The sequence below is a fragment of the Nocardia sp. FDAARGOS_372 genome, assembly GCF_002554515.1.
GTDB lineage: Bacteria > Actinomycetota > Actinomycetes > Mycobacteriales > Mycobacteriaceae > Nocardia > Nocardia farcinica.
Window position 1 is genome coordinate 6,274,099 of the sequence record NZ_PDDW01000001.1, and the last position, 14,952, is coordinate 6,289,050.

Sequence of the window (14,952 nt, forward strand, 5' to 3'; positions counted from 1 at the left end):
TCGTCCTCACCGCGATCGCCTCGACGTGAGGTAACCGGGGTCCGTTCGGGTGCTGTGCCGGGCACGTGAGAGCCCGGTGATCCAGCGGCGGAACACTGTTTCCGCCGCCGCGTCGGCGCGGCACGGCTACCCTTCGGACCTGCGTCACTTTGTTGCGGAAATCCGATCCGAGGGAGTTGGCGAAGAAAATGACGGTCTCGTCCGAGTTGTCCGGTGCGGCGTGGGCCGCGGGTTTGCCACAGTCGCTGCGCGACGGTCTGGCAACCCTCGAACGGGCGTATTTCCGCCACGTCGACGCGGACGATGTGGACTCTGCGGTCACCGGGGTCTCGCAGATCTTCCGCAGGCATCTCGAGCTCGGGGGCACCCGGTCACCGGGCCGGGCCCGCATCCGCGTGTACCACCCCGACGACGAGTGCGGTCTCGGCGCCGCCGTGCAGGTGGTCACCGACGACATGCCGCTGCTCGTCGAGTCGGTCACCGCGTCGTTGAACCGTCAGGGCGCCAGTGTGCGCGAGGTGATCCACCCGATCTTCGAGGTCGACCGCGACGACGACGGGCGGTTGCTGGCGGCCGCTCCGCACGAGGTGGACGGCAAACCCGCGGGCACGCTGCGCGAATCGTGGATGCACGTCCAGCTACACCCCTCGACCGATCGGGCGGTGCTGGAGCGGATCGAGCAGTCGCTGGCCGCCGTGGTCGAGGACGTGCGCCAGGTGATCGGTGATCGCGAGGCGATCGAACGCGCGCAGAGCAGGCTGGCCGACGAGCTGGACCGGCTGGCCGCCGCGCCGGAGCCGCCGTTCCCCGTCGAGGATCTCGCCGACACCGCCGCGCTGCTGCGTTGGCTGGCCGGCGGGCACTTCACGGTGCTCGGCTTCGCCCGCTACCGCATCCACTCGGTCGGCGGGCACACGGTGTCCGAACCGGTGGAGGGCACCTGCCTCGGGGTGTTGCGGCCCGATGTGGGCACCGATTTCCGGGTCCCGGTCAACGGCATCGACCGGCCGCTGCTGATGCTCACCCAGGGTCTGGTGCCCGCGACCGTGCACCGCTCGGTCTACCCGTACTTCGTCGGGGTCGCCGATGTCGACGCCGCGGGCACGATCGTCGGCGAGCACCTGTTCATCGGCGTGTTCACCGTGACCGCGGTGCACGAGAACGTGCTCGACATCCCGGTGATCCAGCGCCGGGTGCGCACCGCCATCGAGAAGAGCGGGTTCGACCTGGAGTCCTATTCCGGGCAGGCCATGCTCGAGGTGATCCAGTCCTTCCCGCGCACCGAACTGTTCTCCGCCGACGCCGAGACCATGCGGCGCACGGCCGAGGCGGTGCTCAACGTCGGCCTGCGCCGACAGGTGCGGCTGTTCCTGCGCGCGGACACCTACGGCCGGTTCGTCGCCTGCCTGGTGTACCTGCCGCGCGATCGCTACACCACGCAGGTGCGCCTGCGGATGCAGGACATCCTGGTCCGCGAACTCGACGGCGAATCCATCGACTATTCCGCCAGGGTGAGCGAAAGCGAGCTCGCCAGTGTGTATTTCACCGTGCGGATGCGCGACACCCACACCGGCGGCCCGGACCGGGCGGCGATCCTGTCCTACACCGCCGACGAGAACCGCAGACGTATCGAGCGCCTGCTGGCCGAGGCGAGTCACACCTGGGCCGACCACCTCAACGACGAGGTCAACGCCAGCTCGATGCTCGATCCGGCGGTCGTGCAGCGCTACGCGGGCGCCTTCCCGGAGGCCTACAAGCAGGACTTCAGCCCGAACCGCGCGCTGCGCGACATCGCCCGGCTGGAACGGCTCGCCGCCGGCGCCATCGACCAGCATCTCTATCGCAGCCCGGACGCCGAGCCCGGCTCCTGGCGGTTCACCCTCTACATCGGCGGCGCGGGCATCTCGCTGAGCCAGGTGCTGCCGCTGCTGCAGAGCCTGGGCGTCGAGGTGGTCGACGAGCGGCCCTACCGGGTGGCGCTGGACGCCGAGTGCTGGATCTACGATTTCGGCCTGCTGGCCCGCCCGGACCTGCTGCGCACCGCGCTCGACCGTGATCTGGACGCCGAACTGCTGGAGTCGGTCACCGCCGACACCGGGCACGGCCTGCGCGACCGGTTCACCGAGGCCTTCGCGGCGATGTGGTACGGGCGCGCCGAGGCCGACGGGCTCAACGAGCTGGTGCTGCGGGCCCGGCTGTCGTGGCGTGCGGTCTCGATGCTGCGCACCTACGCGAAATACTTGCAACAGGCCGGTTTTCCGTACAGCCAGGCCAACATCGCGCGCGTGCTGCTGGCCTACCCGGACATCGCCGGGCTGCTGGTGGACCTGTTCGCGGCCCGCTTCGACCCCGACACCGTCTCCGCCGAACGCGCCACCGAGCTGGAGGCCGCGGTGCGCGAACGCATCGACCGGGTGGTCAGCCTGGACGCCGACCGCATCCTGCGCGCCATCCTCGGCCTGATCAAGGCCACCCTGCGCACCAACTACTACATGCTCGACGACGCGGGCGTGTCGCGCGACTACGTCTCGATCAAGGTGGAGCCGCGCGAGATCGCCGAATTGCCCAAGCCCAAACCGCAATTCGAGATCTTCGTGTACTCGCCCCGGGTGGAGGGCGTGCACCTGCGCTTCGGGCCGGTTGCGCGCGGCGGCCTGCGCTGGTCGGACCGGCTGGAAGACTTCCGGACCGAGATCCTCGGCCTGGTGAAGGCGCAGGCGGTGAAGAACGCGGTCATCGTGCCGGTGGGCGCGAAGGGCGGGTTCGTGGTCAAGCAGCCGCCGCAGAGCACCGGCGACCCGGCCGCCGACCGGCAGGCGCTCTCCGCCGAGGGCGTGGCCTGCTATCGCACGTTCATTTCCGGCCTGCTCGACCTCACCGACAACGTCGATCTGGCCAGCGGCGCGGTGGTGCCGCCCGCCCGGGTGGTGCGCCGCGACGGCGACGACACCTACCTGGTGGTGGCCGCCGACAAGGGCACCGCGACCTTCTCCGACATCGCCAACGACGTGGCCCGCAGCTACGGCTTCTGGCTCGGCGACGCCTTCGCCTCCGGCGGGTCGGCGGGCTACGACCACAAGGCGATGGGCATCACCGCGCGGGGCGCGTGGGAGAGCGTCAAGCGGCACTTCCGCGAGATGGGCATCGACACCCAGAGCGAGGACTTCACCGTCGTCGGCATCGGTGACATGAGCGGCGACGTGTTCGGCAACGGCATGCTGCTCTCCGAGCACATCCGGCTGGTCGCCGCGTTCGACCACCGGCACATCTTCCTCGACCCCGACCCCGATGCCGCCCGGTCCTACCGGGAGCGGCAGCGCCTGTTCGCGCTGCCGCGCTCGTCCTGGGCCGACTACGACACCTCGCTGATCAGCGCGGGCGGCGGCGTGTGGGATCGGACGGTGAAATCGGTGCCGATCAGCCCGCAGGCCAGGGCCGCGCTCGGCCTGCCCGACGACGTGGTCTCGCTCGCGCCGCCGGAACTGGTGCGCGCGATCCTGCTGGCGCCGGTGCAACTGCTGTGGAACGGCGGTATCGGCACCTACATCAAGGCCACCGACGAGACCAACGCCGAGGTCGGCGACAAGTCCAACGACCCGGTGCGGGTGAACGGAAAAGACCTGCGGGTCCGGGTGATCGGTGAGGGCGGCAACCTCGGCGCCACCGCGCGCGGACGTATCGAGTTCTGCCGCAACGGCGGCAAGATGAACACCGACGCGCTGGACAACTCCGCGGGCGTGGACTGCTCCGATCACGAGGTCAACATCAAGGTGCTGCTCGACGGTGTGGTCAGCGCGGGACTGCTGCCCGCGGCCGAACGCAACCCGCTGCTGGCCTCGATGACCGACGAGGTCGCGGACATGGTGTTGCGCGACAACGTGTCCCAGAACTTCCTGATGGGCATCTCGCGGTTCGAGGCGCCGCGGATGACGAATGTGAACATGCGCCTGATCACCGACCTCGAGCAGCGTCGCGGCCTGGACCGCGAGCTGGAGGCGCTGCCGTCGAACGCGGAGCTGAAGCGCCGCCGCGACAACGGCGAAGGGCTGGTCTCCCCGGAGCTGGCCAATCTCATGGCGCACGTGAAGCTCTCGCTCAAGGCCGACCTGCTCGACTCCGATCTGCCCGATCAGGGGTATTTCGCGGCGCGGCTGCCGGAGTACTTCCCGACGCCGCTGCGCACCCGGTTCGGCGGTGCCATCAAGAAGCACCGGCTGCGCCGCGAGATCGTCACCACGATGATCGTCAACGAGATGGTCGACTACGGCGGCATCAGCTACGCCTTCCGGCTCAACGAGGAGAGCGGCGCGAGCACCACCGACGCGGTGCGCGCCTTCGCCGCGGCCGGTGCGATCTTCGATCTGCCCGCCATGTGGGAGCGCATCCGCTCGGCCGACATCCCGGTGGCGGTGCGCGACGAGCTCGAACTCGAGACCAAGCGCACACTGGACCGGGCCTCGCGGTGGCTGCTCAACAACCGGCCCCAGCCGATCGCGGTCGGCGCGGAGATCAACCGCTATGGCGACGGCGTGCGCGAACTCGCACCGAAGGTGCCGACCTGGCTGCGCGGCCATCATGTGGCCACGCTCACCGACCAGTCGGCCGAGCTCGTCGCGCGCGGGGCGCCGCTGGAGCTGGCCACCGAGGTGTTCGGCCTGCTGAATCTGTTCCCGCTGCTGGACATTCTCGACATCGCCGACATCACCGACCGGGACGGCGACGAGGTGGGCGCGCTGTACTACGCGCTCAACGATCACCTCAAGATCGATTGGCTGCTGCAGGCGGTGACCCATCTCGAGCGCGGCGACCGCTGGCACGCGCTGGCCAGGCTCGCGGTGCGCGACGACATGTACGGCTCGTTGCGCTCGCTGACCCTGGACGTGCTCTCCGCGGGCGATCCGGAGGAGACCGCCGACGAGAAGATCGCCTACTGGGAGTCGAAGAACCAGTCCAGGCTGGGCCGGGCGCGCGCGGCGCTGGCCGAGCTGTTCGAATCCGGCGCGCACGATCTGGCCAGTCTGTCGGTGGCCTCGCGGCAGGTGCGCAGCATGGTCAGCGGTGTGGGAGCGCAGTCACCGGGCGCCTGACGGACTGGGTAGATGTCACAATCGCGCGCCCCGGAGCGGCCGCGGGGCGCGCGAGTGCCCTACCCTTGATGCCGACAGTCCGGTCCGGCCCGTATGCGGCCGGACCGGGATCGGTTCGTTTCGCCCGCAGACCGCCGTAGGTCTCGGCACGCCGCCCATGACGCGTCGGCACGGAGTCCGGTGCGCCGGATGCGGGCGCCCCACGGAGGTACCACACGTGACGAGTTCGTCCAACGGCAACGGGCAGGTGCACCGCGACACCCTGGTGCTGCCCAAGCGTTTCCATGCCAAGGTGGACATCCGCTGGTCCGACATGGACGTGTTCCAGCACGTCAACCACGCGCGCATGGTCACCCTGCTGGAGGAGGCGCGCATCCCGTGGCTGTTCGAGGACGGCAGGCCCACCGCGGGCATGCGCGAGGGCTGCGTGCTCGCCGACCTGCGGGTGCGCTACCGCGGTCAGCTGCGCCACGAGGACACCCCGCTCGACATCGCGATGTGGATCGAGCAGTTGCGCGCGGTCGACTTCACCGTCGGGTACGAGGTGCGGGCCAACGGCGCCGCGCCGGATTCGCCCGCCGCGGTGGTGGCGTCCACGCAGATCGCCGCCTTCGACATCAAGACCCAGCGGCTGCGCAGGCTCACCGCGCCCGAGCGCGAGTACCTGTCCGAGTGGATGGACAAGTGAGCTCGGTGCGGCGGGCCGCCCGCCGATGACCGCGCAGCGGGTTCTGCACGTCCCCGATCCGGCCGAGCGAGAGAACCTGGCCACGTTTCTCGGCCACGCGCTGCGATTGGACGAGGCCGCGCCGGTGCGGCTGCGCCGACGCGGGCAGCGGCACGTCGCGGCCTGGGTGGCCACCGGGTTCGAGACGCTGGCGGCGCGCACCGTGGCCGCCGATCTCGGCGTGGACGACGTGACGGTCGGCGCCGACGTGGTGTTGGCGGGTCTGTCCGGGGGCGGTCCCGTCGACCTCGGCTACTCGATGGATTCGGCCTGGCGTGGTGCGCTCCCGCCGCAGGACGGATTCGCCCACGTCGACGACGTGCCCGCCCGCACGCTGGTCGAACTGGCCGAGCGCGGCGTCGAAGTCGCCAGGGAGCACGGCAGCAGGCACGGTCCGCCGGCCGGGCTGCTGGACCAGACGGTGCTGACCGTCTCGGGCGCCGGTCTCGAGGTGCAGGTGCCGATGCGGGTCGTGTTCGCCCTCACCGCCATGGATTTCGTGCCGCATTCGGGGGAGAAGGCCGAGCCGCACCGGATCCCGGCGACGGAGATCGTGCGGGTGCGCGCGACCGCGACCTGGTTGCGACTGGACGCCCGATACGGATCGGTCGCGCGGCGGCGCGGCGGCGGGATCCCGCTGCTGCCCGGCTGAGCACGAGCCGTCACCCCGGCCGGCCGCGCCGACGGGCCCGGGGCAGCGGGCTCGGCGGGAACAGGTCGAGCGCGGGCGTGCGGTCAGTGCAGGCCGAGGGCCCGCAGCAGTGCCGTCGTGGCCGCCGCGGCCAGGATGACGACGAGCAGCGGGGCGCGTCGCCACGCGAGCACGCCCGCGACCGCGACGCCCGCGGGCAGGGCCACGCCCACCTTGTCGGTGCCGAACGGCAGCGTCGTGACGGCGACGAGGGCCGCGAGCAACACCACCGCGCCGATCTCCAGGACGCGGCGGGCGCGTTCGGGGAAACGCACGCGGCTGCGCAGCGCCGGCCCCGCCCAGCGGAACGCGTACGTGCCCGCGGCGAGCGCGACGACTCCGGCGACGAGGGTCATGACGCCTCCGCGACGGACTCGGCCCGCGCGGGCGCGGGTTCCGCGGACTTCAGCCGCAGCGCGGCATAGATCACACCGGACAGGGCCAGCAGCACCGGCAGGCCCGCGGGCAGGAACGGCGCGCTGAGCAGGGCGATCGCGGTGCCGACGGCGACCGCACCGAAGGTCGTGCGGTCCCGCAGCGCGGGGATGACCAGGGCCAGCAGCACGGCGGGGAAGACCGCGTCCAGCCCGAGCGCGCCGGTGTCGGGGACGAGCGTGCCGATCAGCACGCCGAGCGCCGCGCCGACCGGCCAGACCAGCAGCACGCCGAGTCCGCACGCCCAGTACACCGCCCGGCGTCTGCGGCTGTCGGATTCGGCCAGCGCCATCGCGACGGCCTCGTCGTTCATCACGTGCACCCCGATCAGCCGCCGCCAGCCGGTGCCCACCGCGTCGGGCACCGACAGCCCGTAGGGCAGGTGCCGCGCGTTGACCAGCAGCCCGGCCAGCACGGCGGCGACGGGACTGCCGCCCGCGGCGAGGATGCCGAGGAACAGGAACTCCGCGCCACCGGCGAGCACGACGGTGCCCAGCACGATCGGCAGCCAGGCGGGGAAGCCCGCGGCCACCGCCGTCGTACCGTAGGAGATGCCGATGACGCCGACGGCGAGGCACACCGCCGCGATGCCGAGGCCGGTCTCCCGATCGAGTGTTCGCCAGATCGAACGCATGTCTTTTATAGTGAACATGGCGGGCCGGTTCGTCAATGTGATTTCCTGTTGGCCGACCGGGACCCGAGGGAGAGAGATGGCCAACGACGACACGGCGACACCGCAGGCGGTGATCGCGGCCTCGCTGCGCCGCGAGCGCACCCGCGCCGGCCTGTCGCTCAGTGAGGTCGCCGCGCGCGCCGGCATCGCGAAATCGACACTCTCGCAACTCGAATCGGGCAGCGGGAACCCGAGCCTGGAAACCCTGTGGGCGCTGTGCGTGGCGCTGGACATGCCGTTCTCGCGCCTGCTCGATCCGCCGCGGCCGGTGGTGCACGTCATCCGCGCGGGGGAGGGGCCCGCGGTCGCCGCCGAGCGCTCGGACTACCACGCGACACTGCTGGCGGCGGGACCGTCGAACACCCGGCGCGACCTGTTCCGCATCACCGCCGAGCCGGGTCAGCCCCGCGAATCCCAGCCGCACATCCCCGGCGTGATCGAGCACATCCTGCTCGCCGCGGGCCGGGCCCTGGTCGGACCGACCGGCGAACCGGTGGAACTGGCACCCGGCGACTACATCGCCTACCCGGGCGACGCCCCGCACGTGTTCGAGGCACTCGAACCGGGCACCTGGGCGACCCTGGTCATCGAGTACGCCTAGTCCTGGGCGGTACCTGATTGCGCCTGTGCGGGGCGGCCTGCGTGGCGACTCTCCGCTGCCTCTCCGGTCGCCGACCCGCTCAGGCGGCGCCCTCGCCCAGGTACTGCAACCACACCGGGTCGAGTTCGGCGGTGGTGGACAGCAGGCGCCAGTGCGGGCCCTTCGGCGAGACCAGCGGGGCCCGCAGCGACCAGCCCAGCTCGCTGAGCAGCTTGTCGGCCTTGCGATGGTTGCAGGGCGCGCAGCTGGCGACGCAGTTCTCCCAGGAATGCTCACCGCCGCGGCTGCGCGGCACGACGTGATCGATCGTCTCGGCTTTGCCACCGCAGTACCCGCAGCGATACCGGTCGCGGTGCATGAGCGCGGCCCTGGTCATCGGCACGCGGGCCCGGTAGGGCACCCGGACGTAGGTGCGCAGCCGGATCACCGACGGTACCGCGACCTCCGCACCCGCCGAATGCACGACCGGACCTTCGGGATTGTGGTGAACGGTGTCGGCCTTGTCGCAGATCAGCAGGACGACCGCGCGACGGGCGGACAGGGCGGTCAGCGGCTCGTAGGTGGCGTTCAACAGCAGCACCCGGCGCTTGGACCAGTTGATCGAGGGGGTGTCGGTCGTCGGGGAGTGGACGGCCGTCAGATGGGGGCCGTGCTCGGGACGGCGCGTGGGCGCACCGGACGGGTGGGCGCCGGGATCGTAATCGGACAGGATGTGCAGCGGAGTAGCCCCCGACCCACGATTGTGGACGTCGGCGGGCTTCAGTTGTCGGTGAGTCCTGGCCTCATGTGATCGGCCGTGCCGCTGCTTCATGGTTGACCCCGATTTCGTCGTCTCGAGGCGGAAAGACTGCCACCAATATGACCACGGAACCGGCCCGTTTGCACGGTGATTTCGCACAATGTTCGGTGAACTGCCGCTGAAGAGCCGCCCTCGCGCCACCCGCGCGCCGGTCACCGCACGGCGGGCGGTGCGCGGCTGCGGGCACAATGGGATGCGGCCGAGCAGTGCGAGCGAGAGGATCTGATGAGTTCCGGCGAACAGACGGCGACCTCCTTCTACGAGGCGGTCGGTGGTGCCGAGACCTTCCGGCGCCTCGTCGCGGCGTTCTACCGCGAGGTAGCCGCCGACGAGATCCTGCGCCCGCTCTACCCGGAGGAGGACCTCGGTCCCGCCGAACGCAGGCTCCGCATGTTCCTCGAGCAGTACTGGGGCGGCCCGCGCACCTACTCCGACGAGCGCGGACACCCGCGGCTGCGGATGCGGCACATGCCGTTCAAGGTGGGCCCGCTCGAGCGGGACGCCTGGCTGCGCTGCATGCGGATCGCGGTGGCCGAGCTCGAGCCGGAAGTCCTCGACGACGAGCACCGCAAGGCGCTGCTGGACTACCTGGAGATGGCCGCGCACTCGCTGATGAATTCGCCGATCTGACTGTGCCGCGGCTCCGCTCCGTTGCGAATTCGTCGGCGGGCTTTGGCACTATGGCGATGTGACAGCGACACCTGCCGTGCCGGATGATCCTCGTCGTTCCTGGTGGCGGTCCGCCGTGTTCTATCAGGTCTACCCGCGCTCGTTCGCCGATTCCGACGGTGACGGCGTCGGCGATCTCGGGGGCGTGCGCGAGAAGCTCGGCTACCTGGAACTGCTCGGGGTGAACGCCCTGTGGATCTGCCCGGTGATGCGGTCGCCGATGGCCGACGGCGGCTACGACGTGTCCGACCCCCGCGACATCGACCCCCTCTTCGGCGGCATGGCGGCGATGGACGCGCTGATCGCCGAGGCGCACGCGCGCGACATCAAGGTCACCATGGACCTGGTGCCCAACCACACCAGCGACCGGCACCCCTGGTTCGCCGAGGCGCTGCGGTCCGCGCCGGGCAGCCCGGCCCGCGCCCGCTACATCTTCCGCGACGGCCGCGGCCCGGACGGCTCGCTGCCGCCGAACAACTGGCCGAGCATCTTCGGCGGCCCGGCCTGGACCCGCGTCACCGAACCCGACGGCACCCCCGGGCAGTGGTACCTGCACCTGTTCGCCCGCGAACAGCCCGACCTGAACTGGGAGAATCCCGAGGTCGTCGCCGATTTCGAGAAGACGCTGCGGTTCTGGCTGGACCGGGGTGTCGACGGATTCCGCATCGATGTCGCGCACGGGATGGCCAAGCCCGCCGACCTGCCCGACATGGCCGAGGTCTCGACCAAGATGCTCATCCACGACGACAGCGACCCGCGGTTCAACAACCCCGGCGTGCACGACATCCACCGCCGCATCCGCAAGGTGCTCGACGAATACCCGCACGCGGTGTCCATCGGTGAGGTGTGGGTGGACGACAACACCCGCTTCGGCGAGTACGTGCGCCCCGACGAACTGCACCTGGCGTTCAACTTCCGGCTGGCCGAGACCCCGTTCCGGGCCGAGGCGGTACGGGAGGCGATCGAGAACTCGCTGGCCGCGGTGGCCGAGGTCGGCGCCCCACCCACCTGGACGCTGTCCAACCACGACATCGAACGCGAGGTGACCCGCTACGGCGGCGGCGCGCGCGGGGTGGCGCGGGCCAGGGCGATGATCCTGGTCGAGCTGGCGCTGCCGGGCGCGGTGTTCCTCTACAACGGGTCCGAACTGGGCCTGCCCAATGTGGACGACCTGCCCGAGGAGGTGTTGCAGGACCCGGTGTGGGAGCGCTCCGGCCACACCGAGCGCGGCCGCGACGGCTGCCGGGTGCCGCTGCCCTGGGAAGGGGAGCGGCCGCCGTTCGGCTTCACCCGCGCCGAGCGGTCCTGGCTGCCCATTCCACCCGAATGGGCCGACCTCACCGTCGAAGCCCAGCTCGAACGCCTCGACTCCACCCTGTGCCTGTACCGCATGGCCGTCGACCTGCGCGGTACCCGCCCGGAATTCGCCGGCGAGGGCCTGGAATGGTACGGCTCCCCACCCGGCCGCCTCGCCTTCCGCCGCCCCGGCGGCCTGGTCTGCGTCCTCAACACCACCGAGGAACCCATCCCCCTTCCCCCGGGCGAACCCCTCCTCACCAGCACCCCCCTCGACAACGGCCACCTCCCCCCGGACGCCGCCGCCTGGCTCGTCTGACCAGGACACCCGATGCAGTCTGCCGACCGGACGCGCGTCTACTACACAGCATCGTCTACCTTTGATCCGTGAGCATTCTCGAGACAGTGCTGATCTTCGTCGGCATCCCGCTGGTGATCTACGCGGCGATCGCCGGATTGTCGTTTCTCGGTAAGCCGCTGCCCGGCGAGAAGCCGGTTCACTTCGAACTGGGTCAGAAGTGGACTCACGCGCCGGTGCTGTGGAGTGCCACCGACGAGGTGACCGGGCACGGTCACCACGACACCGCACCGCATGGCAGCCATGCGGCTATCGAATCCGCCCAGGAGCTGATCGGAGGCCGGGCAAGTGGCAAGTTCTAAGTGGCCCGCGGTGGTCGAGGCCGACCTTCCGCACGGATACGCCCTCATGAGCAGCGGCCGGGTCTCCGGCGTGCACGAGGCCGGTGACGTGTTCCGCGAGGCGCCGTTCAGCGACGACGAGCGGCTGGCCGTGGACAACGCGCTGACCGAGGCGACCCGGGCGACGAAGGTCCGGTTCAACATCTACATCGGCGATCTGGGCCTGGACCCGGCCGCCGCGGTGGACGAGCTGTTCCCGACCACCCCCGAGGCGGCGCGTTCGGTGCTCATCGCCGTCTCGCCCAACGACAAGGCGATCGAGGTGCGCTCCGGCCGCGACATCGCCGACCGCGCCAACGACCGGATCTGCCAGCTCGGCGTCACCGCCGCGCTCAGCTCGATCCGGCAGGGCAAGCTCGTCGACGGACTGGTCTCCGCGGTGCGCGTGATGGCGGCCGCGATCGGTCGCTGATCGACACTCGCGCACAACGGCGCGCCCATCCGCGAGGGTGGGCGCGCCGTCGCCGTTCCGGGGCCTGTCCGGCGTCCGCCGTTCCCGGGCCTACCGGGCGTCGAAGGCGCGGGCCCGCAGCGCCCGCTCGACACCGGCCTTGCCCTCCGACACCAGCCGCCGCAGCGCGGGCGGATGGTCACCGGCGAGGAACTTGTCGGCCACCGCGACCGCCTCGGCGCTGATCGCCCACGCCGGGTAGAGCCCCACCACCACGGTCTGCGCGACCTCGCTGGAGCGGCGTTCCCACACCGCCGGGATGTCGGCGAAGTACCGCTCCACATACGGTGCGAGCAGCTCGCCCTGGCCGACCGGGGCGAATCCGCCGACGATCGAGCGCGCGGTGATGTTGGGGACGGTGTCGTCCTCCATCACGGTCGCCCACGCCGCGGCCTTCACCTCGGCCTGCGGCCGGGCGGTCGCGGCGGCGGCGGCCTGGCGCTTGCCCGCCGCGGTCGGGTCGGCGGCCAGCTCCCGGTCGATGACCGGGGTCTCCAGCCCGTCGGCGTCGATCTCGCCCGCCGCGGCCAGCGCGGTCACCAGCCGCCAGCGCAGATCGGTGTCGACGGTCAGCCCGGCCAGGCCCACGGCGGCCGGGTCGCCGTCGAGCAGTTCGGTGAGCACCTCGGTGTGCCGGGCCTCGAGCCGCGCGCCGGTGAGCGCGTTGACGAAGGCCAGCTGATGATCCGACCCCGGCTCGGCCTCGCGCGCCAGTTCGAGCAGCCGGTCGGCGAATTCGGTCCAGCCGACGCCCTCGGCCCAGGCCGGGTCGGCGTAGCCGGCCAGCGCCGTGTGCGCCTGCATGAGCAGCCGCTGCACCACGCCGATCTCGGTCTCCGCCCCCACCCCGCGCTGCACCAGCGCGACGAAATCGCGGGCGCGGAACTCGGCCTGCCTGGTCATCTCCCAGGCAGCCGACCAGGCCAGGGTGCGCGGCAGCGGCTCGGCGATGTCGGCGATCCGGTTGACCAGCACGTCCAGCGACTCCGGGTCCAGCCGCACCGAGCAGTAGGTGAGGTCGTCGTCGTTGACCAGCACCAGCTTGCCGCGCGCGACGCCCTGCAATTCGGGCACCTCGGTGCGCTCGGCGGCGTCGAGGTCGAGTTCGACGCGGTGCGTGCGCACCAGCTTGCCGTCCTGATCGTCGTAGACGCCCACCGCGAGCCGGTGCACGCGGCGCTCCCCGGCGCCGGGCTGTGCGCCCTCCTGCACCACCGCGAACGAGGTGAACCGGCCGTCGGCGTCGACGTCGAACTCCGGGCGCAGGATGTTCAGGCCGGTGGTCTTGAGCCACTGCGCGCCCCACGTGGACAGGTCGCGGCCGGAGGACTTCTCCAGTGCCGTCAGCAGGTCGTCGAAGGTGGCGTTGCCGTAGGCGTGTTCGGCGAAGTACGCGCGCAGCCCGGCCAGGAAGGGCTCGAGCCCGACGTAGGCGACCAGCTGCTTGAGCACGCTGGCGCCCTTGGCGTAGGTGATGCCGTCGAAGTTGACCTCCACCGCGGCCAGGTCCGGGATGTCGGCGGCGATGGGGTGGGTGGAGGGCAGCTGATCCTGGCGGTAGGCCCACGACTTCTCCACATTGGCGAAGGTGGTCCAGGCACTGGTGTATTCGGTGGCCTCGGCCTGGCACAGCACCGAGGCGAAGGTGGCGAACGACTCGTTCAGCCACAGGTCGTCCCACCACTTCATGGTGACCAGGTCGCCGAACCACATGTGCGCCATCTCGTGCAGCACGGTCTCGGCGCGCCGCTCGTAGGAGGCGCGGGTGACCTTGGAGCGGAAGACGTAGTCCTCGAGGAAGGTGACCGCGCCCGCGTTCTCCATCGCGCCCGCGTTGAACTCCGGCACGAACAGCTGGTCGTACTTGCCGAAGGCGTAGGGCACGCCGAAGTTGCGGTGGTAGAAGCCGAAGCCCTGCTTGGTCTCGGTGAACAGCCGCTCGGCGTCCATGTGCTCGGCCAGCGAGGCGCGGCAGTACAGGCCGAGCGGGATGTCGCCGTGCTCGTCGCGGTAGGTGTCGGTCCATTTGGCGTAGGGGCCGGCGATCATGGCGACCAGGTAGGTGCTCATTCGCGGGGTGGTGGCGAAGGTGTGCACGGCGACCTCGCCGACCTCGGTGCGCCCGCCCGCACCGTTGGAGACGACCTCCCAGTCCAGCGGCGCGGTGGCGGTGATGTCGAAGGTGGCCTTGAGGTCGGGCTGGTCGAAGCAGGCGAACATCCGCTTGGCGTCGGCGGTCTCGAACTGCGAGTACAGGTAGACCTTGCCGTCGGCCGGGTCGACGAAGCGGTGCAGGCCCTCGCCGGTGTGCGAGTACTCGCAGTCGGCCTCCACGACCAGCTCGTTGCGCTCGGCCAGGCCGGGCAGCGTGATACCGGTCGACTCGTCGTAGCCGCTGACGTCGAGCGCGGTGCCGTTGAGCACGGCCGAGCGCACCCGGGCAGCGACGATGTCGATGAAGGTGCTCGCCCCCGGCGTCGCGGTGAAGGTGACCGTCGTGCGGGAACCGAAGGTGCGCACCCCCGACACGTCCGCCGACTGGTCGGTGAGGTCGAGTTCGATGCGATAGTTCTCCACGCGAACCGTGGCGGCGCGCTCGATCGCCTGGTCGCGGGTGAGATTCGGGGCAGACATGGAACTCCTTCGCTCTTCGACGAACACGGCACGGGCGAGCTCGTGGCGGGACGGGCCGGGGGCCGGTCCACCCGCGCGGAACTTGTCGGCCAACCCTATCGGCCCGAGGCGGCGGACGGGCGTGACGGCGGGGTCGTGGACCTGGCCGCCGGGCCCACGCCGGTGCGGGCGGTATGGTTTCTGCGGCCCG

The 14,952-nt window shown here is 70.9% G+C and carries 12 protein-coding genes; 8 read left to right on the forward strand and 4 right to left on the reverse strand.

What is annotated here, in order from left to right:
• Positions 1-188 precede the first annotated feature (188 nt).
• The 3 genes from CRM89_RS29055 to CRM89_RS29065 all read left to right on the forward strand — a co-directional run bounded on the left by CRM89_RS29055 (position 189) and on the right by CRM89_RS29065 (position 6,466).
• On the forward strand, positions 189-5,087 hold the full coding sequence (locus CRM89_RS29055; protein WP_098086808.1) for an NAD-glutamate dehydrogenase: 4,899 nt from the start codon (positions 189-191) through the stop codon (positions 5,085-5,087).
• Between the two features lie 217 nt (positions 5,088-5,304).
• Complete coding sequence (locus CRM89_RS29060) at positions 5,305-5,775, forward strand: thioesterase family protein (protein WP_324188759.1); 471 nt, start codon at positions 5,305-5,307, stop codon at positions 5,773-5,775.
• A gap of 25 nt (positions 5,776-5,800) precedes the next feature.
• Positions 5,801-6,466, forward strand: a complete 666-nt coding sequence (locus CRM89_RS29065; RefSeq protein WP_011207838.1) for a hypothetical protein — start codon at positions 5,801-5,803, stop codon at positions 6,464-6,466.
• Between the two features lie 83 nt (positions 6,467-6,549).
• On the opposite strand, the gene CRM89_RS29070 is transcribed toward CRM89_RS29065, so the two are convergent.
• Positions 6,550-6,861 carry an AzlD domain-containing protein gene (locus CRM89_RS29070; protein ID WP_011207839.1) on the reverse strand — a complete coding sequence of 104 codons (312 nt, stop codon included), beginning with the start codon at positions 6,859-6,861 and terminating at the stop codon, positions 6,550-6,552.
• Positions 6,858-7,574: an AzlC family ABC transporter permease gene (locus CRM89_RS29075; RefSeq protein ID WP_098086809.1), complete on the reverse strand. Its 717-nt coding sequence runs from the start codon at positions 7,572-7,574 to the stop codon at positions 6,858-6,860. The genes CRM89_RS29070 and CRM89_RS29075 overlap by 4 nt, the downstream gene beginning before the upstream one ends.
• A gap of 76 nt (positions 7,575-7,650) precedes the next feature.
• On the opposite strand from CRM89_RS29075, the gene CRM89_RS29080 reads away from it, so the two are divergent.
• The gene (locus CRM89_RS29080; RefSeq protein WP_011207841.1) at positions 7,651-8,214 is read left to right on the forward strand and encodes a helix-turn-helix domain-containing protein; all 564 of its coding nucleotides are present in this window, start codon (positions 7,651-7,653) and stop codon (positions 8,212-8,214) included.
• 79 nt (positions 8,215-8,293) lie between these two features.
• On the opposite strand, the gene CRM89_RS29085 is transcribed toward CRM89_RS29080, so the two are convergent.
• Positions 8,294-9,025 carry an HNH endonuclease gene (locus CRM89_RS29085; RefSeq protein ID WP_172964598.1) on the reverse strand — a complete coding sequence of 244 codons (732 nt, stop codon included), beginning with the start codon at positions 9,023-9,025 and terminating at the stop codon, positions 8,294-8,296.
• A gap of 213 nt (positions 9,026-9,238) precedes the next feature.
• Between CRM89_RS29085 and CRM89_RS29090 the strand changes: the two genes are divergently transcribed.
• From CRM89_RS29090 to CRM89_RS29105, 4 genes are all read left to right on the forward strand, one after another.
• Positions 9,239-9,643 carry a globin gene (locus CRM89_RS29090; protein ID WP_011207844.1) on the forward strand — a complete coding sequence of 135 codons (405 nt, stop codon included), beginning with the start codon at positions 9,239-9,241 and terminating at the stop codon, positions 9,641-9,643.
• A 58-nt stretch (positions 9,644-9,701) separates the two neighbouring features.
• Positions 9,702-11,297, forward strand: coding sequence for a glycoside hydrolase family 13 protein (locus CRM89_RS29095; RefSeq protein WP_172964599.1), 1,596 nt, complete (start codon positions 9,702-9,704; stop codon positions 11,295-11,297).
• A gap of 68 nt (positions 11,298-11,365) precedes the next feature.
• The gene (locus tag CRM89_RS29100) at positions 11,366-11,638 is read left to right on the forward strand and encodes a hypothetical protein (RefSeq protein WP_011207846.1); all 273 of its coding nucleotides are present in this window, start codon (positions 11,366-11,368) and stop codon (positions 11,636-11,638) included.
• A complete protein-coding gene (locus tag CRM89_RS29105) occupies positions 11,625-12,089 on the forward strand; it encodes a DUF5130 domain-containing protein (RefSeq protein WP_011207847.1) in 465 nt (154 codons plus the stop codon). Before CRM89_RS29100 ends, CRM89_RS29105 begins: the two co-directional genes overlap by 14 nt.
• Before the next feature lie 90 nt (positions 12,090-12,179).
• On the opposite strand, the gene pepN is transcribed toward CRM89_RS29105, so the two are convergent.
• The gene (pepN, locus tag CRM89_RS29110; RefSeq protein ID WP_060592853.1) at positions 12,180-14,762 is read right to left on the reverse strand and encodes an aminopeptidase N; all 2,583 of its coding nucleotides are present in this window, start codon (positions 14,760-14,762) and stop codon (positions 12,180-12,182) included.
• Positions 14,763-14,952 lie beyond the last annotated feature (190 nt).